The organism is Mycobacterium sp. UM_CSW (genome assembly GCF_000455205.1).
GTDB lineage: Bacteria > Actinomycetota > Actinomycetes > Mycobacteriales > Mycobacteriaceae > Mycobacterium.
The window spans coordinates 99,659-119,847 of record NZ_AUWQ01000011.1; the positions used below are offsets into that span (position 1 = coordinate 99,659).

The following is a 20,189-nucleotide window of genomic DNA, read 5'->3' on the forward strand; positions in this document are numbered from 1 at the left end:
CAACCGCATTTGCTCTCGGGGTTCGGGACCGCGCGAATCGGCGTTCAGCTGCCGAACGCGTTGCTTCCCATGACCAGTGCCGCGGTCCCGCCGTACAGATATCCCACCTCGACCGCCTCGGTGACCTCCGGTTCGGTGGCGCCCGCCGCCCGGGCGTTGTCGGCCAGCATCCGGACACCATCCGGGTGCGCAGCGATGGCATCGGTGACCATGCCGATGAGCAGCTTGTACTTGGCGGGGATCGCGCCGTCCTTCAGGATTCGCTCACGCATGGCCAGGTAAGAGTCGGCGAACTGGGGATCGCGACGCTCGATCACCGACAGCCACGGCGGTTTGGGAGGGCCGGCCTGCGGTGGCGGATCCGCGACGGGCGCGCCGGGCTGGATGCAGCCACCCGGCGCTGCCGGGGCACCGCCGGCGTCGCCGCACACATCGGCCCGGACGGGTGAGGCGGTTTGGATCAGCATGGCTGCGCCGACCATCATGGCCGCCGCCCACAGGATCAGGTAAATCCGCAGCGTCCGGGCCCGCGGGGCGTCGGCGCCAACGGATCGTCGGATCTCGACCGCCTCGGCGATCTCTGCTTCCGAGGCGCCGGCCGCGCGAGCTTCGGCGGCGAATGCCCTCACACCGTCGGGACGCGCGGCGGCCATGGCCATGAGAAATCTGTACTTTGCCGGGATAGCGCCTACTTTCGGCATGGACTCGCACGCGTTGGTCATAGGCAAACCGTACGCCCGCAACCTCACCGACGGCAAAACGAAATCCCTTGTGCGGCTTGGCTTATTGCGGTGGGGCAACGACGAAGCGTCATCACGCAAGTCCCAGATCAGCTCGCGTCGATACCGGACCGGTACAGTGCCGGTGAAAGGCCGGGTAAGACCGGTTAGGGCCCGCAGAGTTGCTCAAGGAGCCGTCATGTCCACAAAGAATCACCCGAACAACGCCCCCGGCGTCCCGATGGTGTTCCCGGTCTGGTTCGAGCGCTTTCAGATCAAGTACTTCAACCCGGCGGTGAAGCCGATCGCGCGTTTTCTGCCCGGGACCGCGACCATCAAGCACCGCGGCCGCACCTCGGGCAAGCAGTACGAGACCATCATCACGCCCTACCGCAAGGGCAACTTGCTCGCGATCGCGCTGGCCCACGGCAAGACGAACTGGGTCAAGAACGTGCTGGCCGCCGGCGAGGCCGACGTCGAGTACGGCCGCAACCGCGTGGTGCACATCACCAACCCGCGGATCCTGCCCGCCGGTTCCGACGGCGAGGGCCTGCCCCGGATGGTCCGCGCGCAGCTGGGCCGGGTCGGGGTGTTCGTCGCCGACATCGCCTGACGCTTCGGGGCATTGCGTGTGAACTGACGGCTTTTCGCGTGTACTGGCGGCGGGATTTCGTCGATTTTCCCGCCCTACACTCACACGCAAAGCCCCAGGTTCACACCCAACGCCCTAGGCCCGCGTGAAGACCGTTTTACCCGTCATCGCCGGCCAGGCCGACGGGGCGTCTTCCCAGGCAACAACGCGGTCGACGGCCGGGGACAGGTCCAGGCCACCGGCGAGCAGTTCGAGCACGCGTGGGATGACCGTGCGCGCGCTGACGCGTCCGGTGATGAACCGCACGCCGCGGGTGTACATCGGCAACAGCGGCATCTCGACCTTGTATTCGGGGTAGATCCCCGTGTCGGTGCACACGCCGTCCGGCCAGGTCGCGCGCAGCGTCGCCGATAGCGACGCGGCGTCGCCGGTGGTGTGCACGGTGACCGGGTACGAGCCCCAAGACTTGTCGGGTTTGGTGACGTCGTGGACCGCCGCGCCGAGCTTCTCGGCGGCGGCCAGCCGCTGCGGGTCGGTGTCGACGTAGTCGACGTGAGCGCCCAGCGCCACGCCGAAGGCGGCCGCATACAACCCGATCGAAAGTCGCCCTAGCACCAGGACCCGGCGATCGGCCGGATCGAGCGCGCTCAGTTCGTCGGCGAACGGCCCGACGGTGCGCCAGCCGTCGGGAATGTTGTCCGACAGGGACGCGATGGAGACGGGGTCGACCGGGTCGGGAAAAGGGATCAGCATCGCGTCGGCGTAGGGCACCAGCACCAGATCCGACATGAACCCGCCGCCGTCCAGCCCGGCGATCGGCGCCATCCCATACATCGCCATAAGTGGCCCCGAGCCGCACGAACCCGTCATGCCGCGACGGCATTCGCGGCACGTCCCGCAGCTGATCTGAAAAGGCACCACCACCTGGTCGCCCACCCGAACGCCTTTGACGTCGTCACCGACCGCCACTACCTCGGCCAACCCCTCGTGGCCGACCGCGTACGCCGGCGGCAACGGCAGCCTGCCTTGGCAGACCGCGACGTCGAGGTCGCAACACGCCACCGCCAGCGGCCGGACCAGCGCCTGCTCTGGCGCGGCGAGCTGCGGTTCGGGCACCTCGCGCCACGCGTATAGCCCAGTCTCTTCGTAGGTCAGCTGCCTCATCCCTGCATTCTTGAGTGATCATTCAAGTAAAGTCAATAGCATGCCGAGACCGGATCGCAGCCGCCCCGCGCTGATCGACAAGGCCGCCACCCTGTTTCGCCGCCAGGGCTACGCGGCGACCGGGCTCAACCAGATCCTCGACGAGGCCGGCGTCAAGCCCGGTTCGCTGTATCACCACTTTCCGCAGGGCAAGCAACAGTTGGCGGCGGCGGTCGTCGAGACGCAGGGAAGCGGCATCGAGCACCTGCTGCGCCGGTTGCTGGCAACGGGCCGGCCGGTGGCCGACATCGTCGATCGGTGGATCGACCTGCTGGCCGCGGGCTTGGCGGGCGATCGGCGCGACGGCTGCCCCATCGAACCGATCGCCACCGAGTCCGTGCACGCGAGCCCGCTGGTGCGCGAGGCGTCGGCACGCGCCTTCGCAGGATGGTGCGCGGCGCTCGAGGAGCGGCTGCGCTCCGACGGGTGGGGTGCGGCGGAGGCGAAACAGGTTGGGCTGGCGGTGATTTCACTGATCGAGGGGGCACTGATCCTGTCCCGGATCTCCGGCGACGCGGGCGCGCTCGAGGCGGCCAAGCCCGCGGCGCGCACGCTACTGCGCGGCTAGCTCGCCTTCGAGGCTGGCCTTGATCGCCTGGGCGGCGTGCTCCATCGCGGCGTGCAGCCGACCCGCGAGCTCGTCCGGCAGAACGTCCCTGGTCCAGATGAAGCGGCACCGGCGCGCGCCGTCGGGCACGATCTGCATCGCGGTGTTGTCGTGTTCGGGTCGCGCCGTGTCGCCGATGAGCGAGTAGACGATGCGGCGCGCGGATTCGTCTCGCGCGATGAGCCGTTCCCGGGCGACATTGCCGTTCGCGAACGTCACCACGCGAACGTCGCCGTCGGCCTGCGCCGACACCACGTAACCGCGCGCCATGCCAACCGGGCCGTCGGCCCAGTCCCCGATCACTTGCCATACGCGGTCGGCGTCGACGTCGATTTGGAACTCGGTGCGTATTGATGCCATGAAGGCAGCTTCGCGTCCGGATGCCGCGCGGTCTTGAACATCCTTGCGGCCGGCTGTCACCCTGCGGCGCTAGCCTGGCGGCGTGCTGTCGATGGTCACCCTCGCCGCCCGGCCCCACTTCAGCCTGCAGGCCTGGACATGCCGTCCCGACGGCTCGAGCTGGTCGGCGATTGAGCGCCCGATCGACGGACGGCTGGTCTTGGTCAGGTCCGGCCGGTTTCAGCGGCGAGGCTCAGACGGGCCGGTCAATCTCGATCCGACGGTCGGCTACGTCGGCGGCCCTGGCGAGGAAGACCAATTCGCACATCCCCACGGCGGTGACGTGTGCACCTCGGTGCGGCTGAACGCGGCGTCGTGGCGGCGGCTGGTCGGCGATGCCGGTCGACTGCGACACTCGACCTTCTACGTCGACGCTCGGCTGGAGCTCGCGCACCGGCGTTTGTTGGCCGGCGGCGAAATCGACTATCAGCTCGCCGAGAACGTCGTCGCGCTCATAGCCAGGGCGGTACGAGCGGTAACCGACCGACACACGCCGCTGGCGGATCGGCCGGGTCCCGCCGACGCACTTCTCGTGCGGCGAGCGCGCGCGGCCATCCACGACGACGACCCGGCGGCGTGCGGCCTGTTCCCGCTGGCGGAGCTGCTGGGCACGTCGCCATACCGGTTGAGTAGGGCGTTCCCGCGCGAGCTGGGCGTATCGCTCACTCGGTATCGCAACCGCGTCCGGGTGAGCCGGGCGCTCGACCGGCTCGAGCGCGGTGAGTCGACGCTGGCCACCGTCGCCGCTGAACTCGGATTCGCCGACCAGGCGCACTTCACCCGCGTTGTTCGCCAACATGTGGCCCAGACCCCGGCGGCGATCCGCCGCGAGCTGTCTCCGCATTGAGTGTGCGCTGACGGCTTTCGGTGTGAAGGGAGGGCTCACACGCAAGCGGAAGTCCTACAAGTCCAGGCCGATAAGGACGCTAGCCGCCTGCGCCGCAACGGTCTGAGATCCAGTGGTCGCATGTGTCAGACCGCTGATGAAGCGCACACCACGGAACGCCGACGCGACGCGGTCTCGCAAGCCGAGAACCGATGATCGCCATGCCCCAGCCGGACCAAGGACTTAGGGCCCTACGCCCACGCGCCGGTGCAGCGCAACAATTGCAGCTGCACATCAATCAGCCTCAGGCAGAAGGGATCTTGCAATGGCTGACAACGACCTGACCACTCAATTCGAAAAGCTCTCCGCCGCGGTCAAGGAGGCGAACGAAAAGGTACGCGCCGCGGGGCAGCAGGCCCGAGAACAGGTCCAGGCCGACGCGGCTCGCGCGCGCGACCGGGCATCCAAGGCCGCCGACCACCTACAGGACCGAGCCGACGCCGCCCACGACGAGGCATCCAAGCACTGGCAGGAGCTGGCCGGCAATTGGAAGCACCACGTCGACAAGATTCGCAATGACATGGCGGAAAAGAGGGCCGCGCACGAAGCCAAAGAGATGGACGTCTATGCCAACATGGCCATCAGCTATGCGCTTGACGCGATCGATTTCGCGGAGTCCGCTGTTTACGAAGCGGAATATGCAGTGCTCGACGCGCTTTCGGCCCGTTCGGCGGCCGACGCCATGGCCACCTGAGGGCGACGAGCGGGCGAGGACTACATGTCCAGGCCGATGTCGAGCACGCGCACCGAGTGGGTCAGCGCGCCGACGGCCAGGTAGTCCACGCCGGTCGCGGCGTAGGTCGCCGCGTTCTCCAGGCTGAGTCCCCCGGACGATTCGAGCAGCACTGCGGGTGCCCGGGCGTCGCGGCGCTGTACGGCGGTCTGCGTCTGCCACACCGGGAAGTTGTCCAGCAGGATCAGCTCGGGCTTTTCCGGCAGCACCTCGTCGAGCTGCTCGAGCGAATCCACCTCGACCTCGCAGGGCAGGTCGGGGGCCGCTTCGCGCACCGCGCGCAGCGCCTCGACCACCGATCCGGCGGCGGCGACGTGGTTGTCCTTGATCAGGGCCGCGTCGCCGAGCCCCAGGCGGTGGTTGACGCCGCCGCCGACGCGAACCGCGTATTTCTGCAGCGCCCGCAGGCCGGGCAGGGTCTTGCGGGTGTCGCGGACCTTGGCCTTGGTGCCGTGCACCGCGTCGACCCAGGCCGCGGTGGCGGTGGCGATTCCGGACAGGTGGCAGATGAGGTTCAGCGCGGTCCGCTCCGCGGTCAGCAGGCCGCGGGTCTGCGCCCGGACCGTCAGCAGCGGCTCGCCCGGCCGCAGCCGGGCGCCGTCGTCGACGCGATCGAGCACCTGATAGCCGCCCGCGCCGAGGACCTCGTCGAGGACCAGCAACGCGACGTCCACCCCGGCGATCACGCCCGGCTCGCGGGGCACCATCGAGGCGGTGGCCACCGCCGCGGCCGGGACCGTGGCCTGCGTGGTGACGTCGGGCCCGTAGCGCAGATCCTCCTGCAGAGCGCGCCGGATCAGGTCCCGGGCGGTGTCGAGTTCGCCGTCGGACAGCATCGTCACCCCACCGCCGCCAGCGCCTCCACCAGCACCGAGTTCTGGTCGTCGGCCAGCCGGAGCACGCTGCTGCGGGCTTGTTCGGGCGCCGCGTCCGGGTACTCCGCGCGGTGGTGACACCCGCGGCTTTCGGTGCGCGCCAGGGCGCCCGCGGTCACCGCCCGGGCGGCCAGCGTCAACGCGATGTCCTCGAAGTCGCGCCGGCCGGTGATGTCGCGGATGGGCGCCCCGGATAGCTTGTCGGACAACCGGTTCAGCCCGGCGGCGTCGCGCACCACCGAGGCGTCGCGGCTCATGGCCCGGTGCAGGTCGCCGCGCGATGCGGCGGTGTGGGCGACGAGTTCGGGCGCGAGCGCGCGGGTCGGCCCGGCCGCCGACGCGTGCGCGGCCGCGGCCCTGCCGGCGCGACCGCCCACCACCAGCCCCTCGAGCAAGCTGTTGGACGCCAAGCGGTTTGCGCCGTGCATCCCGGTGCGGGCCACCTCGCCGGCGGCGAACAGCCCGGGCAACTCGGTCTGCCCGTGCACGTCGGTGACGACGCCGCCGCAGCTGTAGTGCGCGCCGGGGACGACCGGAATGGGTTGGCGGACGGGGTCGATCCCGGCCTCCCGGCACGCGGCGGTGACGGTCGGGAACCGCGCCTCGAAGCCCGCGATGCAGCGCGCGTCGAGGAAGACGCACGGGTCGCCGGTCTCCCGCAGCCGCGCGTCGATGGCCGCCGCGACGACGTCACGGGGAGCCAGGTCGCCCATCGGGTGAACGCCGGCGGTGACCGAATTGCCTTGGGAATCAAGCAGTATCGCACCCTCGCCGCGGATCGCCTCGGTGACCAGCGGACGGCGCCCGCCGCCACCTCCGAAAAGCATCGTCGGGTGGAACTGGATGAACTCGAGATCGCTGACCGGCACCCCGGCCCACAGCGCCAGCGCGATGCCGTCTCCGGTGGAGCCGTCGGGATTGGTGGTCGCCCCGTACAGGTGCCCGAGCCCGCCGGACGCGAGGATCACCGAGGGCGCGCTGATGACGCCGTAGCCGTCCGGGTTGCCCGCCCACACGCCGGTCACCGCGGCCCCGTCGTGCAGCACCCGCAGGGCCACGTGGCCGGTGCGGATGTCGAGCGTGGCCGCCGCGTGGTCGAGCGCGCGCTGGACCTCGGCGCCGGTGGCGTCGCCGCCGGCGTGCACGATGCGCCGCCGCGAGTGTCCGCCCTCGCGCGTCACGTCCCACCGGCCGGGCACGGCCTCGTCGAATCGCGCTCCGTCACCGACCAATTCGGACACGGCGCGGTAGCCGTCGGCGACGATCGAGCAGACGGCGTCGGGGTCGCACAGGCCGGCACCGGCGGCCAAGGTGTCGGCGACGTGGGCCTCGACCGAGTCGTCGTTGCCCGGCAACACCACCGCGATGCCGCCCTGCGCGTAGTGCGTCGCGGTCACCCCGCGCGCATCGTGCGCCTTGGACAGCACCACAACGCTGCGGCCGGCGCGATGCGCGGCCAGCGCCGCGGCCAAACCCGCTACGCCGGTTCCGATTACAACGACATCGGCGGAATGGGTCCAATCCGGACGGGTGATCATTCGCCGCCGCCCGGCTGCCCGATCTCGATCATTCGCTGCACGCTGCGCCGGCCCGCCGCGGCGATCTCGGGGTCGACGTGGACTTCGTCGGCCCCCTCGACCAGGCAGCGCAGCAGCGCGGCCGGGGTGATCATCTTCATGTACTTGCAGGAGGCCCGGTCGTTGACGGCGCGGAAGTCGACTTGCGGTGCGGCGCGGCGCAATTGGTGCAACATGCCGACCTCGGTGGCGACCAGGACCTTGCGCGCCTTCGTCTCGTGGGCGGCATCGAGCATGCCGCCGGTGGACAGGATCTTCACCCGCTCCGCCGGGAACGCGCCCTCGCCGGCGAGGTACAAAGCCGAAGTGGCGCAGCCACATTCGGGGTGCACATAGAGTTCGGCGTCGGGGTTTGCGCGCGCCTGCTCGGAGAGCTCGTCGCCGTTGATGCCGGCGTGCACGTGGCATTCGCCGGCCCACACGTGCAGGTTCTTACGCCCCGTCACGCGCCGAACGTGGGCGCCGAGGAATTGGTCCGGGCAGAACAGCACCTCGCGGTCGGGGTCGATGGACTCGACGACGTCGACCGCGTTGGACGACGTGCAGCAGATGTCCGTCAGCGCCTTCACCGCGGCGGTGGTGTTGACGTAGGAGACGACGACGGCACCGGGGTGCTCGTCCTTCCAGGCGCGCAGTTCGTCGGGGGTGATGGAATCGGCCAGCGAGCAGCCGGCCCGCTGGTCCGGAATGAGCACGGTCTTGTCCGGGCTGAGGATCTTGGCGGTCTCGGCCATGAAGTGCACACCGCAGAACACGATGGTGTCCTCGGGCGCATCGGCGGCGATCCGCGACAGCGCCAGCGAATCGCCCACGTGGTCGGCGACGTCCTGGATGGCGGGCAGCTGGTAGTTGTGCGCGAGCAGCGTGGCGCCGCGCAGCGTGGCCAGCCGGCGAACCTCGGCGGCCCACTGCTCGTCTCCGTCCAGGCCGGTGTATCCGGCGGGGGTGTCGGTGATGCGGGCACTCAGGTCGTCCGCGAGGGTGTCCATGCCAATCGAAACCGTCACAGCGGTTCCTTTCGTCCCGGGAGGTTTTCGACTTACAATCGAAAACATGGGCCATACTAGCACTGAACACGAGGTGCTTGCCGTCGTGTTCCAGGTTCGTCAGGTAACGGCGGCCCCCCGTAGACAGAAACCCCAGTTGAACGTCCTGTTATGGCAACGCGCCCGGGAACCGCAGAAGGGCGCCTGGTCGCTGCCGGGCGGCCGGCTGCGCACCGACGAGGACATGACCACCTCGGTTCGCCGCCAGCTGGCCGAGAAGGTCGACCTACGAGAGCTGGCTCACTTGGAGCAGCTCGCTGTGTTTTCCGACCCACACCGGGTCCCCGGTGCCCGGGTGATCGCCTCGACGTTCCTGGGCCTGGTGCCCTCCCCCGCCACCCCGGAACTGCCCCCGGACACCCGCTGGCATCCGGTGGATTCGCTGCCGCCCATGGCGTTCGACCACGGCCCGATGGTGGCCCACGCCCAAACCAGGCTGGCCGCCAAGATGTCCTACACCAACATCGGATTCGCTTTAGCCCCAAGGGAATTCGCGCTGTCCGCGTTGCGCGATATCTACGGCGCCGCGCTGGGCTACCAGGTCGACGCGACGAACCTGCAGCGCGTGCTGGTCCGGCGCGGGGTCATCAGCCAGACCGGCACCATCGCGCAGTCCGGCCGCAGCGGCGGACGGCCGGCGGCGCTTTATCACTTCACCGACTCCCAGCTAAGGGTCACCGACGAATTCGCCGCGTTCCGGCCGCCCGGCGTTTAACGCCCCGCCCGCCGCGACACGCCGGTACATTGGGCAGAACACCTTTCGCCCGTGAGCTGGGGGGACCACGAGAACTGGCTCACAACGCGGCGATTACGTTTTGGTCACCGTCCGTTCATGCGCGAGAATGCCGGATGGCCAAGGAGGGATCTGCGAATGGTTGAGCTCGGCAATCTCGCGGGAACGCGTGGCGCTCAGTGGATCGGACGGCCGCACCACGAGGACCTGCAGCGCAAGGTCCGGCCGCTGCTGCCCTCGGACGACCCGTTCTACCAGCCGCCGCCCGGCTACCAGCACGCCGAGCCCGGCACGGTGCTGCGCTCGCGCGACGTCGAGCTGGCGTTTTTAGGTCTGGTGCCCCAGCCCGTCAAGGCCGTCCAGCTGCTGTACCGCACGATGGACATGAATGGCCAGCCCGAGGCGACGGCGACCACCGTGATCGTCCCGGCTCAGCTGGCTCCGGGGCAGAGCTGCCCGGTGTTGTCGTACCAGTGCGCGATCGACGCGATGACGTCGCGTTGCTTTCCGTCCTACGCGCTGAGGCGCCGGGCCAAGGCCCTCGGGTCGCTCAGCCAGTTCGAGTTCTTGCTGATCACCGCCGCCGTCGCCGAGGGCTGGGCCGTGTCGGTGCCCGACCACGAGGGCATCCACGGTTCGTGGGGCGCGCCGTACGAGCCCGGTTACCGCGTGCTGGACGGCATCCGCGCCGCGCTGAGCTCGGAACGGCTCGGGCTGTCACCGTCGGCGCCGATCGGGCTGTGGGGCTACTCCGGCGGTGGCCTGGCCAGCGCGTGGGCCGCGGAGATGTGCGGCGATTACGCCCCGGAACTGGACATCGTCGGCGCGGTGCTGGGCTCGCCCGTCGGCGACCTCGGCCACACGTTTCGCCGGCTCAACGGGAGCTTCCTCGCCGGCCTGCCCGCGCTGGTGGTGGCGGCGCTGGCCAAGATCTACCCCGACCTGGACCGGATCATCAAGGAGCACACCAACGAGGAGGGTCGCGCCCTGCTCGACTCGCTGCACGACATGACGACCGTGGAGGCCGTCCTGAGGATGGCCGGCAAGAACATGGGCGACTATCTCGACGAGCCGCTCGAAGAGATCCTGTCGACCCCCGAGGTCACCTACGTCTTCGACAGCATCAAGCTGGGTGCGGCGGTGCCGACGCCGCCGGTGCTGATCGTGCAGGCGGTGCACGACTACCTGATCGACGTGCACGACATCGACGAGCTCGCCGACGCCTATTCGGCCGGCGGCGCCCGGGTCACCTACCACCGGGACGCGTTCAACGAACACATCTGCCTGCACCCGCTGTCCGCGCCGATGACCCTGCGCTGGCTCACCGACCGGTTCGCCGGCCGGCCGCTGACCGAGCACCTGATCCGCACCACGTGGCCGACGATGTTCAACCCGATGACCTACGTCGGCATGGCGCGACTGGTCAAGATCGCGGCCAAGGTCATCACCGGCCGAAAGATCCCGCACCGTCCGCTCTAAGGTCCCTGGACGTCGCGATCGGCACCCGCGTGTTGAGTGTGTGTCCTGGGCTTTGCGCGTGAATCCACGGCGGAAAAATCGCCCAGATCTCGCCGTGGGTTCACACCGAAAGCCGTGAATTCACACTCGACACGGCTGCGACGCCTACGAGACGGCGGCCTCCGGGGCCTCGGGCTCCATCGGCAGCGCGCCGGAAGGCCGACCGGCCACCGGAAGACCACCCAGGTCGTCGCGGGCGTCGGCCGCCGCGAGAAGCGCGCACACCAGCGCGGCGATCCCCGCGGGCCAGGCCAGCGTCACCGCCACCTGCGGCAGGTGGAGGGCGAAGAACACCGGCGGCGCCTGGGTGACATAGGCGACCGGCGGGGTGCCCGAGACCGCGACCGCATCGAAGTTCAGCGCGCCGTAGCGCAGCCGAACCAGCAGCGCACCCGTCCCCGCAGCCACCGCCGCGGCGACCAGCATGCCGAGCGACAACCCCAGAACCATCGCGGGCCCGCGGTGCTCGCGCCGCTGCCACACCAGCACCGCGCCCACCACCGCCAGCGCCGTCAACAGGCCCAGCAGCATGGCTGGCGCGATGAAGAAGTGCTCGGACTCGGTGCCCAGATAGTCGTGGACCCGCTCGCCGGCCCGCGTGATCGCCACGACCGCGCGAATCGGTGGCGCGATCCAGGCCCACAGCGCGCCGATCGCGACACCGGTCGCGGTCACCCCCAGCACCGCGACGAGGACCGCGCGCGCCCGCGCCTTGCGGGGCACGCCCGCGGGTTCGAAGGGCGCGGGTTCGGCGTGCTCGGTCACCGCTGTGCCTCCATGTCCGCAGAGTCGACCTCGCCGTGCCGCGAGCACCGCGCCCGCCAGCCGTCGGGCCGCACCTGGACCACCATGCGGCGTCCGCATTGGGCGCAGAACCGGGGCGGCTCGAGGCCCAGCTCGGCGGCCGTCGGCACGGCCGTGCCGCCCTGCTCCCCGGTGTAGACGTTGTAGACGCCGGCGCTGACCGGGGCGCCCAATTCCCGAACCACGGTCTCCAGTCTCTTACAGGCTGGCGTTGAGCGCCTTGATCGGCATCTGCAAATCCTGCAGCAGTTCCAGATCCGCCTCGGCGGGGCGCCCGAGCGTGGTCAGGTAGTTCCCGACGATCACCGCGTTGATGCCGCCTAGGATGCCCTGCTTGGCGCCGAGATCACCCAGCGTGATCTCGCGCCCGCCGGCAAAGCGCAGCATCGTGCGCGGCAACGCCAGCCGGAAGGCGGCGACCGACTTCAATGCCTCGCTGACCGGCAGCACTTCCAGGTCGCCGAACGGGGTGCCCGGCCGCGGGTTCAGGAAGTTCAGTGGCACCTCGTCGGGCCCGAGCTCGGCCAGGTCGGCCGCGAACTCCGCGCGCTGCTCCAGGGTTTCGCCCATGCCGAGGATGCCGCCGCAGCACACCTCCATGCCGGCGTCGCGCACCATCGACAGCGTCTCCCAGCGCTCTTCCCAGGTGTGGGTCGTCACGACGTTGGGGAAGAACGAGCGGGCCGTCTCCAGGTTGTGGTTGTAGCGGTGCACGCCCATCGCCGAGAGCTGCTCCACCTGCTCGGCGCTCAGCATCCCCAGCGAGCAGGCGATGTTGATCTCGACCTCGTCGCGGATCGCCTCGATGCCGGCCGCGACCTGCGCCATCAACCTCTCGTCGGGGCCGCGGACCGCGGCCACGATGCAGAACTCGGTGGCGCCCGACTTGGCCGTCTGCTTCGCCGCCTCGACCAGGCTGGGGATGTCGAGCCGCGCGCTGCGCACCGGCGACGAGAACAGCCCGGACTGGGAGCAGAAGTGGCAATCCTCCGGGCACCCGCCGGTCTTGAGGCTGATGATGCCCTCGACCTCGACCTCGGGGCCGCACCAGCGCATCCGCACCTCGTGGGCCAACGCCAGCAGCTCCTCGAGCCGATCGTCGGGCAGCTGCAGCACCCGCAGCACCTGGTCGCGGGTCAGGCCCTCGCCGCCGTCGAGCACCTGCCGGCGGGCCACCGCGAGGATGTCGTCGTTCGAGTCGTCGGCGTCGGTCGTCGGCCGAGTTGCCGCTTGAGTCACCAGGTACTCCCCTGCATCTTTTTGCGTGCGCGCGCACCCGCACCTGCCATTCGTGATGGCAGCCTGAACAAATCGGTTCAAAGTAGGGTAACGGCCTCCGAGGGAGGGGACAGACGGGGTCCGCCGGGGTATGTCTGATCAATGACTGTTTGGGAGGCCCAGGCGCACGTCGAGTACCTGGCCCACCACATGCTGCTGCTGGCGATCCCCGCCTTCCTGCCGGCGATCGTGGTGGTCGGCGTCATCCTGTACGTCGCGCTGAGAGACCGCCGCAACGGCGGCGACGCTGGTGTGAACCAGCAAAGCGACGCCGCCGACAAAAAGCGTGATTGACGGGCCCTGGATCGGGGCATTCCGGTTCCTGCGAGCTGCATCACAGCTCGCCAGGCTGCGGTGCAGGAGGGTTTGACGATGAAATCGGCGGAACTCACTTTTGTGGCCGAGGCGCCGGCGCGCGGCGCCGGCCTCAACCAGGTGATCGGACTGTCGATCGCCGCCGTGGTGATCGGCGCGGCCATGCTGTGGATCGGTTATGCGCACCGCACCCACCGCATCGAGTGGTTGACCCGCATCGCCGACAAGATGGGCGAAAAGTTCCACCGCCCCAACTGGGTGGCCCTACCGGTCCTGATCTTCACCACGTTCATCATCTGCGCCCTGTTCGGGTTCATCTGGGACGTCAGCTGGCACATCGGCAACGGCCGCGACCCCGGCCCGCTGGCGAACCCGGCGCACTACTTCATCATCATCGGCCTGTTCGGGATCTTTGTCGCGGGCATGTTGGCGATCGTGCTGCCGTTCGACCGGCCCGGCCCGGCGGCGGTGCGCATCACGCGTAACTGGTATGCGCCGGTCGGCGGGATTTTGATGGCGGGCTGCGGGTTGTACGCGATGATCGGGTTTCCGCTCGACGACATTTGGCACCGCATCTTCGGGCAAGACGTAACCCTTTGGGGCCCAACGCATTTGATGATGATCGGCGGAGCTTGCTTTTCCCTTTTCTCGGTGCTGATCCTGGAGCGCGAGGGCGAGGCCCACGAGGGCGCGGAGGTCTTCCACGGCCCGTTCATCACATTCCTGCGCTACCTGTCCTTCGGCGGTCTGTTCATCGGGCTGTCCGTCTATCAGATCGAATTCGACTTCGGCGTCCCGCAATTCCGGCTGGTATTCCAGCCGATGCTGATCGCCGCGGCGTCCGCGCTGGCGGCGGTTGCCGCCCGGCTGACCATGGGGCGCGGCGGCGCGGTAATCGGGGCCTTGTTCGCCGTCGCGCTGCGGGGCCTGGTCGCGTTGCTGGTCGGGCCCATCCTGGGCGCGCCGATCAACTGGTTCCCGCTCTATGTGGGTCCGGCGCTGGTCGTCGAGCTGGTGGCGCTGACACCACTCCTCAAGCGCCCCATCGCTTTTGGTGCCGTCTCCGGCCTCGGCGTGGCGACCGTCGGGCTGTGGCTGGAGTCGCTGTGGATCGGCGCGGTGTACCACTACCCGTGGCCGACGAGGATGTGGGGCGAGGCGCTGGCGATGTCGGTGCCCGTGGCCGTGCTGACCGGGGTGTGCGGAGCGATGTTCGGGATGGTGCTCACCGGACAGCGGCTGCCGGGGCGCCGGGTCGGCATCGCCGCGGTGGTGTTGACGGTGTTGGTGATCGGCGCCGCGGTGGCCAACGGTTTGCACATCTTGGTCCCGAGCCACAACACCGCCACCGTCACGCTGACCGACCAGCCCAGCCAACCGGGGCGGCGGATGGTCTCGGCGGACGTGCAGCTCACCCCGCCGTTCGTCAGCGACCATCCGGAGTGGCTGACGATCCTGTCCTGGCAGGGCCGCATGGAGAACAACCGCGGCCTGATGATCGACCGACTGGAGAAGGTCGGTCCGGGGCACTACCGGTCGACCCAGCCGGTCCCCGTGTGGGGCGAGTGGAAGACGCTGCTGCGGGTGCAGGACGGCCGCACGATGACGGCCGTGCCGATCTGGGAGCCCGCGGACGACGCCATTCCGGCACCCGAGGTTCCCGCGCTGGCGCAAAGCGTGCGGCCGTTCGTCCTGGAGGTCACGATCCTGCAGCGCGAACGCGACCAGAGCGCGCCGGCCTGGTTGTTCACCGCGGGCGGCATCGTGGTGCTGATCCTGACCCTGATGGTGATCAGCGCGCTGACGTGGGGCGCCGGCCGGCTGAACAACAGCGAGAAATCGCCGGAGCCGGTCGAGGAAAAGCAGCCCGTGCCGGGCGCTCCCAGGGCGGCCTAGCTCGATGACGGTTCGCCGTGCCCTCGTCACCGCGTGGGCGGCCGCGCTGACGTGCGGGCTCGTCGCCTGCGGCGGTTCGCAGCCCCAGTCGCCCGCCGCGGCCCCCGTCGTGGACGTCACCATCGCCAAGGGCCAGGTCACCCCGACCAACGCCACGCTGCAGGCCAAGGTGCACCAGCAAATCACCCTGCGGGTCACCAGCGACGCGCCCGACGAGTTACACGTGCACTCGACGCCCGACCACAAGTTCCCGGTCGCGGCCGCGGCCGGCCAAACCTTCCAGTTCAGCGTTGACGTCCCGGGAAACGTCGAGGTCGAACTGCATCACCTGGACCGCACGATCGCGACGATCCAAGTCCAGCCGTGAGCGCCGCCGGCGCGACGACGGTGCTCGCGCACGGCCTGGGCGGCTCAGGCGACCTCCCGGTGCCGTACCTGTACGCGATGGTCGGGGCGGCGTGGGCCCTGACGTTCACGTTCGCGCTGGTCGCGTTCGCGTGGCGGCGGCCCCGGTTCGATCCGGACAAGCCCGGCCGCCCGCTGCCGTCGGCGCTGACCTCGTTTGTCGACGCCCGGGCGACCCGCTGGACGGCGGCCGGGCTGGCGTTGGCGTTCGCGGTGTGGGTGGTGTCGGCCGGGCTGTGGGGTCCGCGGTCGGAGTCCAACGCCCTGCTCGGGGCGTTCTACGTGCTGCTGTGGGTCGGGCTGGTGGCGGTGTCGTTGTTATTCGGCCCGGTATGGCGAGTGATCTCGCCGATGCGCACGGTGTATCTGCTGCTGCGGCGCGTGATGCCGGCGCGCCTCGGCCGGCCGCGGTGGTCCTACCCCGAGGGCTGGGGCTATCGGCCGGCGGCGCTGGGCCTGTTCGCGTTCGTGTGGATGGAGCTGGCCAGCCCCAACTCGGCGTCGCTGCCGCTGGTCCGGGCGTGGCTGGCGACCTATGCGGCGCTGATGCTGGTCGGGGCGTGGCTGTGCGGGCAGCGGTGGCTGGCCCGGGCCGACCCGTTCGGCGTGTACAGCATGGCGGTTTCCCGGCTCTGCCCGTTTCGGCGCCGCCCGGCCACCGGCGAGATCGTCGTCGGGAATCCGCTCGACCACCTGCCGTCGCTGCCCGTGCGGCCCGGGGTGGTCGTGCTGCTGGCGGTGCTGCTCGGGTCGACGGCGTTCGACAGCTTCTCGTCGTCGCCGACGTGGCGGGGATTCGCCGACGAGGTTTCGCGTGGCTTCGGCCTGGCGCCGACGCTGTCGTCGTCCCTATTGCGCACGGTCGGGCTGATCGTGTTCATTTCCGTTGTGGCGGTGACGTTTTCACTTGCGGCGCGCGCCACCGGCGGCGTCGACCGCGAGCAACGCCGCGCCCTGCCCGGGCGGATGGCGCATTCGCTGATCCCGATCGTGGTGGGCTACATCTTCGCGCACTACCTGTCCTACCTCGTCGAGCGCGGCCAGCAGGCGGTGTTCGCCCTGGCCGATCCGTTCGGCCGCGGCTGGAACCTGTTGGGGCTGGCGCATTGTCACGTCGCGTACGTGCTGTCGGCGCATCCCCCGCTGCTCGCCGGCATCAAGGTGGCATCGGTGGTGACCGGGCACATCGTGGCGGTGGTCGCCGCCCACGACCGCGCCCTGCGGCTGCTGCCGGCCGGCCATCAGCTCACGGGGCAGCTGACCATGATGCTGGTCATGGTCGGCTACACGTTCACCGGCCTGTATCTGCTGTTCGGCGGTTAGTGTGAGCCCACGCCTTTCGATGGGAACCCACGGCGGGATCTGGGCGATTTTTGCGCCGTGGCGTCAGACGCGAAGCCCAGGATGCACACGCGAACACCACGCCCTACAGCGGGTGTTCGACCTTCTTGCTGCCGTCCCAGCGGCGCAGGCCGGCGAAGCGGCCGTCGAGCTGCGACGGCCGGCCCGCGACGCGCAGCGCACGGCCGAGCTGGTGGCCACCGACGCGGCGCGCCATGGTCACGTGCGCGGTCCATTGGCCGGGCAGGCTGTTCGACATCGGCGCCGGCTCGAAATGCGGACCGCACAGCCGGTGCACTTCGGCATGCAGCGCCAGCAGTTCGCTGGTCGGCACGATCAGCCGGGCGAACACGACGTTCGCCCGCCCGAACAGCACCGGCGCGCCGATCGCCGCGTCCAGCGGGAGCCGTCGGGCAAACGGACCCAGCAGCCCGTCGACGCACGGATCGATGCGTTCGGCGACGGCCAGCGTCACGTGCGGCCGGCTGGCCGGCGCCTGGCTGGGGATGCCGGCGGCGGCCAACTCCCGCCAGATGCCACGGATGGCCTCTTCGGTGTCCGGGTCGAAGACCAGCTCGATGGAATGGACCATCAGCGCACCAGCGCGGTCACCCAGTCGCGGTCGAACGCGTCGGCGCTCATGGCCGCGAAGTCGGGCCTGGATGCCGCGCCGGCGGGCAGCGCGGCCCGCACCGGGGCCAGCATAGCCAGCGCCGACCGGTTCGACGTCTCCACCAGGCCAGGCCGGGCCGGCCAGCTCCCGATGACCAGCCCGGCGCACGGAACGCGTTGCGCGGCAAGCGCTTCCACGGTTAGCGCGGTGTGGTTGAGGGTGCCCAGCTCGGCGCCGACCACGACCAGCGCCGCGGCGCCCAGCCTGACGGCCAGGTCGCGCAGCGTGACGCCGGGGTCGGCGAGTTGGACCAGCAGGCCGCCCGCGCCTTCGACCAGCGTCAACCGGCCGGGGCGGTCCAGGTCGCCGATGAGCCGCAGCACTTGTTCGCCGGTGGGCAGCGCCGTCCCGGCCTGCTCGGCCGCGGCGGCCGGCGCCATGGGCAGCGGGTAGCGCGCCAGCCCGACGAGTTCGGTCACCCCGGACAGCCGGCCCACCTCGGCGAGGTCGTCGTCGCCGGCGTCGGTGCCGGTCTGGACCGGCTTGCACACCGCCACGTCGAGGCCGGCCTGACGGGCGTGGCAGGCCAGGGCAGCGGTGACGACCGTCTTGCCGACCCCGGTGCCGGTGCCGGTGACGACCAGAACGGTCAACGGCGCGCCACGCCGAGCACGTCCGTCAGCACCCGGCGCGCGGTCTCGAGGTCGTCGGCGTCCAGCGACGCGCGCGCCGACAGGCGCAGCCGCGACGTCCCGGCGGGCACGGTAGGGGGCCGGAAGCAGCCCACCTTGACGCCGGCGTCCAGGCAGGCGGTCGCGGCGGCCAGCGCGACTTCCGGATCGCCCAGGATCACCGACACCACCGCCGACGCCGGCACTTCCGGCACGCCGCACGTCTCGGCCAGGAAGCGGGCGTGGCGAAGCACCGCGTCCGGCCGCCACGCGTCGCCCTGCAGCACCTGCAGCGCGGCCCGCGCGGCGCCCACCGCCGCCGGCGCCAGGCCGGTGTCGAAGATGAACGGCCGGGCCGCGTCGATCAGGTGCGCGCGCACCGCCGCCGGGCCGAGCACCACCCCGCCCTGGCTGCCGAGCGCCTTGGACAGCGTCGTGGTCATCACGATGTCGGGCGCGCCCGCGAGGCCGAGCTCGTGCAGCAGCCCGCGTCCGCCGCCGCGCACCCCGAGGCCATGCGCCTCGTCGACGATGAGCAGCGCGCGGTGGCGGCGGCACACCTCGTGCAGTTCGCGCACCGGGGCCAGCGAGCCGTCGGCGCTGAAGACGGAGTCGGTGATGACGACGGCGCGCTCCTCGTCGCGGGAGGCCAGGGCCGCGTCGACGGCGGTCACGTCGCGGTGCGGCGTCACCCGCACCCGGGCGCGCGACAGCCGGCACGCGTCCACCAGCGAGGCGTGCGAAAGGGCGTCGGACACCAGCAGCGAACCGGGGCCGGACAGGCCGACGACGGCCCCCAGGTTGGCGGTGTATCCGGAGGAGAACAGCAAGCCCGTGGCGGCGCCGACGAACCCGGCGAGCTCGGACTCGAATTCCTGGTGCAGCTCGGTGTCGCCGGTGACCAGGCGCGAGCCGGTGGCCCCGGCGCCCCACATGCGCAGGGCCGCAACGCCCCCCTCGATCACGTCGGGGTGCTGGGACAGCCCGAGATAGTCGTTGGAAGCCAGGTCCAGCTCCGTCGTGACCGCGGGCCGCGGGCGAAGCGAGCGACGCAGCCCGGCCTCGCGGCGCTGCTTCTCCACCGCGTCCAGCCACGCCAGCGGTGATACCTCGATCGGTGCCCGCGGTAAGGCATTCATGGGCGTTCAGCCTACGGGGCGGGCGACATCGGCCGTCGCTACGGTGTGATGACCTGCCCGGGGTTGCCGGGGGTCCCGCCGGTGCCGCCGGCCGCGCCGCCCGTTCCGACGGTGGTGTTGCCCGGGGTGATCGCGAAGACGTTGCCCCCGTTGCCCCCGTTGCCGCCGGTAGCGCCGCCGCCGCCGGTCCCGCCGGTGCCGCCGATGGAATGTCCCGTCGCCAAGTAGTTCTGCGCGGTGCCGCCCGTACCGCCGGTACCGCCGACCGTGACGCCGAATCCACCAGTGCCGCCGAGCCCGCCGGTGGCCGTGCCCCACCCGGGCGGGTAGATCGCCAGGCCGTTGAAAGTGTCGATGGTGAAGTTGTAGGGACCCATGATCGCGCCGCCCCCGTGGCCGCCGTTGCCCCCGGCGCCGACCGTGCCGATGCCGCCATCGCCGCCGGTCCCGCCAGTGGCGGTTCCCCAGCCCAGGTTGAACGCGACACCGCCCGCGCCGCCGTCGCCGCCGGTGGCGCCCTGGCCACCGGCACCGCCGGTACCGCCCAACGTAAAGCCGGCGCCGCCGGCCCCGCCGGTGCCGCCCTGGCCGGTGAGGCTCATGCCGCCCGCCCCGCCGGTACCGCCTTGCGGAACGCCCACGCCCAATTCGGCGCCCCCGAGGAAGCCCGTGTTGCCGCCGGCTCCGCCGGTGCCGCCGGTCGCATCGGTTGCGTTCCCGCCCGCGCCACCGGCCCCACCGACACCCGACAGGAATCCACCGGGCCCGCCGATGCCGCCGTTACCACCGTTCACCCCCGAGGTGAGGGAGGCCCCGCCGGCACCGCCGGCCCCGCCGTT

Annotated in this window: 22 protein-coding genes and 1 pseudogene; 10 read left to right on the forward strand and 13 right to left on the reverse strand. The window is 70.6% G+C overall.

Translation table 11 applies throughout. The annotated features are described in order from the left end of the window. Positions 1-44: 44 nt before the first annotated feature. Complete coding sequence (locus N415_RS30440) at positions 45-659, reverse strand: carboxymuconolactone decarboxylase family protein (RefSeq protein ID WP_152531243.1); 615 nt, start codon at positions 657-659, stop codon at positions 45-47. Positions 660-918: 259 nt separating this feature from the next. Here N415_RS30440 and N415_RS04710 point away from each other — a divergent pair, with 259 nt between their 5' ends. Next, positions 919-1,332 (forward strand): nitroreductase family deazaflavin-dependent oxidoreductase, encoded by a 414-nt coding sequence (locus tag N415_RS04710; RefSeq protein WP_068177666.1) that lies wholly within the window; start codon positions 919-921, stop codon positions 1,330-1,332. Positions 1,333-1,446: 114 nt separating this feature from the next. Here N415_RS04710 and N415_RS04715 read toward each other — a convergent pair whose 3' ends face one another. Further along, entirely contained in the window at positions 1,447-2,475 is a 1,029-nt protein-coding gene (locus N415_RS04715; RefSeq protein WP_068177668.1) for an alcohol dehydrogenase catalytic domain-containing protein, read from the reverse strand. Between the two features lie 40 nt (positions 2,476-2,515). Between N415_RS04715 and N415_RS04720 the strand changes: the two genes are divergently transcribed. After that, positions 2,516-3,082 carry a TetR/AcrR family transcriptional regulator gene (locus N415_RS04720; RefSeq protein ID WP_068177670.1) on the forward strand — a complete coding sequence of 189 codons (567 nt, stop codon included), beginning with the start codon at positions 2,516-2,518 and terminating at the stop codon, positions 3,080-3,082. Here N415_RS04720 and N415_RS04725 read toward each other — a convergent pair. Beyond that, a complete protein-coding gene (locus N415_RS04725) occupies positions 3,068-3,481 on the reverse strand; it encodes an SRPBCC family protein (RefSeq protein ID WP_068177764.1) in 414 nt (137 codons plus the stop codon). The two genes, N415_RS04720 and N415_RS04725, sit on opposite strands and share 15 nt — an antisense overlap. A gap of 91 nt (positions 3,482-3,572) precedes the next feature. On the opposite strand from N415_RS04725, the gene N415_RS04730 reads away from it, so the two are divergent. Then, positions 3,573-4,367, forward strand: coding sequence for a helix-turn-helix transcriptional regulator (locus N415_RS04730; protein ID WP_068177765.1), 795 nt, complete (start codon positions 3,573-3,575; stop codon positions 4,365-4,367). Between the two features lie 304 nt (positions 4,368-4,671). Then, positions 4,672-5,100, forward strand: coding sequence for a hypothetical protein (locus N415_RS04735; protein WP_068177672.1), 429 nt, complete (start codon positions 4,672-4,674; stop codon positions 5,098-5,100). A 20-nt stretch (positions 5,101-5,120) separates the two neighbouring features. Here the strand turns inward: N415_RS04735 and nadC are convergent, their stop codons facing one another. Genes nadC through nadA form a run of 3 tightly spaced genes read right to left on the reverse strand, consistent with a single transcriptional unit; the run spans position 5,121 to position 8,580 of the window. Next, positions 5,121-5,975, reverse strand: coding sequence for a carboxylating nicotinate-nucleotide diphosphorylase (gene nadC, locus N415_RS04740; protein WP_161630275.1), 855 nt, complete (start codon positions 5,973-5,975; stop codon positions 5,121-5,123). A 2-nt stretch (positions 5,976-5,977) separates the two neighbouring features. Next, a complete protein-coding gene (locus N415_RS04745) occupies positions 5,978-7,552 on the reverse strand; it encodes an L-aspartate oxidase (RefSeq protein ID WP_068177684.1) in 1,575 nt (524 codons plus the stop codon). Then, entirely contained in the window at positions 7,549-8,580 is a 1,032-nt protein-coding gene (nadA, locus tag N415_RS04750) for a quinolinate synthase NadA (protein ID WP_152531245.1), read from the reverse strand. The genes N415_RS04745 and nadA overlap by 4 nt, the downstream gene beginning before the upstream one ends. A gap of 64 nt (positions 8,581-8,644) precedes the next feature. Here nadA and N415_RS04755 point away from each other — a divergent pair, with 64 nt between their 5' ends. Together N415_RS04755 and N415_RS04760 are read left to right on the forward strand one after the other, a co-directional pair. Continuing rightward, a complete protein-coding gene (locus N415_RS04755) occupies positions 8,645-9,352 on the forward strand; it encodes an NUDIX domain-containing protein (RefSeq protein ID WP_068177688.1) in 708 nt (235 codons plus the stop codon). A 156-nt stretch (positions 9,353-9,508) separates the two neighbouring features. After that, positions 9,509-10,849 carry a lipase family protein gene (locus N415_RS04760; protein ID WP_068177689.1) on the forward strand — a complete coding sequence of 447 codons (1,341 nt, stop codon included), beginning with the start codon at positions 9,509-9,511 and terminating at the stop codon, positions 10,847-10,849. Between the two features lie 144 nt (positions 10,850-10,993). Here N415_RS04760 and N415_RS04765 read toward each other — a convergent pair whose 3' ends face one another. From N415_RS04765 to bioB, 3 genes are read right to left on the reverse strand one after another with little or no spacing between them, the layout of a single operon-like run. After that, a complete protein-coding gene (locus N415_RS04765; protein ID WP_068177690.1) occupies positions 10,994-11,653 on the reverse strand; it encodes a DUF2567 domain-containing protein in 660 nt (219 codons plus the stop codon). Continuing rightward, on the reverse strand, positions 11,650-11,877 hold the full coding sequence (locus N415_RS04770) for a hypothetical protein (RefSeq protein WP_068177691.1): 228 nt from the start codon (positions 11,875-11,877) through the stop codon (positions 11,650-11,652). The genes N415_RS04765 and N415_RS04770 overlap by 4 nt, the downstream gene beginning before the upstream one ends. Positions 11,878-11,890: 13 nt before the next feature. Continuing rightward, positions 11,891-12,931: a biotin synthase BioB gene (bioB, locus tag N415_RS04775; protein WP_068103885.1), complete on the reverse strand. Its 1,041-nt coding sequence runs from the start codon at positions 12,929-12,931 to the stop codon at positions 11,891-11,893. Between the two features lie 141 nt (positions 12,932-13,072). On the opposite strand from bioB, the gene N415_RS04780 reads away from it, so the two are divergent. The 4 genes from N415_RS04780 (at position 13,073) to N415_RS04795 (ending at position 16,909) form a co-directional block, all read left to right on the forward strand. Next, positions 13,073-13,264, forward strand: coding sequence for a hypothetical protein (locus N415_RS04780; protein ID WP_068177692.1), 192 nt, complete (start codon positions 13,073-13,075; stop codon positions 13,262-13,264). A gap of 78 nt (positions 13,265-13,342) precedes the next feature. Further along, the gene (locus N415_RS04785) at positions 13,343-15,181 is read left to right on the forward strand and encodes a hypothetical protein (RefSeq protein WP_068177693.1); all 1,839 of its coding nucleotides are present in this window, start codon (positions 13,343-13,345) and stop codon (positions 15,179-15,181) included. A gap of 4 nt (positions 15,182-15,185) precedes the next feature. Further along, entirely contained in the window at positions 15,186-15,548 is a 363-nt protein-coding gene (locus N415_RS04790; RefSeq protein WP_068177694.1) for a hypothetical protein, read from the forward strand. Continuing rightward, a complete protein-coding gene (locus N415_RS04795) occupies positions 15,545-16,909 on the forward strand; it encodes a hypothetical protein (protein ID WP_068177696.1) in 1,365 nt (454 codons plus the stop codon). Before N415_RS04790 ends, N415_RS04795 begins: the two co-directional genes overlap by 4 nt. A 103-nt stretch (positions 16,910-17,012) precedes the next feature. Here N415_RS04795 and N415_RS04800 read toward each other — a convergent pair whose 3' ends face one another. The 4 genes and pseudogenes from N415_RS04800 to N415_RS31840 form a co-directional block, all read right to left on the reverse strand. Beyond that, the gene (locus tag N415_RS04800) at positions 17,013-17,519 is read right to left on the reverse strand and encodes a 2'-5' RNA ligase family protein (RefSeq protein WP_068177698.1); all 507 of its coding nucleotides are present in this window, start codon (positions 17,517-17,519) and stop codon (positions 17,013-17,015) included. Further along, a complete protein-coding gene (gene bioD, locus N415_RS04805) occupies positions 17,519-18,193 on the reverse strand; it encodes a dethiobiotin synthase (RefSeq protein ID WP_068177700.1) in 675 nt (224 codons plus the stop codon). Before bioD ends, N415_RS04800 begins: the two co-directional genes overlap by 1 nt. Then, positions 18,190-19,350, reverse strand: a complete 1,161-nt coding sequence (locus tag N415_RS04810; RefSeq protein ID WP_068177702.1) for an 8-amino-7-oxononanoate synthase — start codon at positions 19,348-19,350, stop codon at positions 18,190-18,192. Before N415_RS04810 ends, bioD begins: the two co-directional genes overlap by 4 nt. Positions 19,351-19,388: 38 nt before the next feature. Then, positions 19,389-20,189 (reverse strand): annotated as a pseudogene (locus tag N415_RS31840) (PE family protein); the annotation flags it as partial.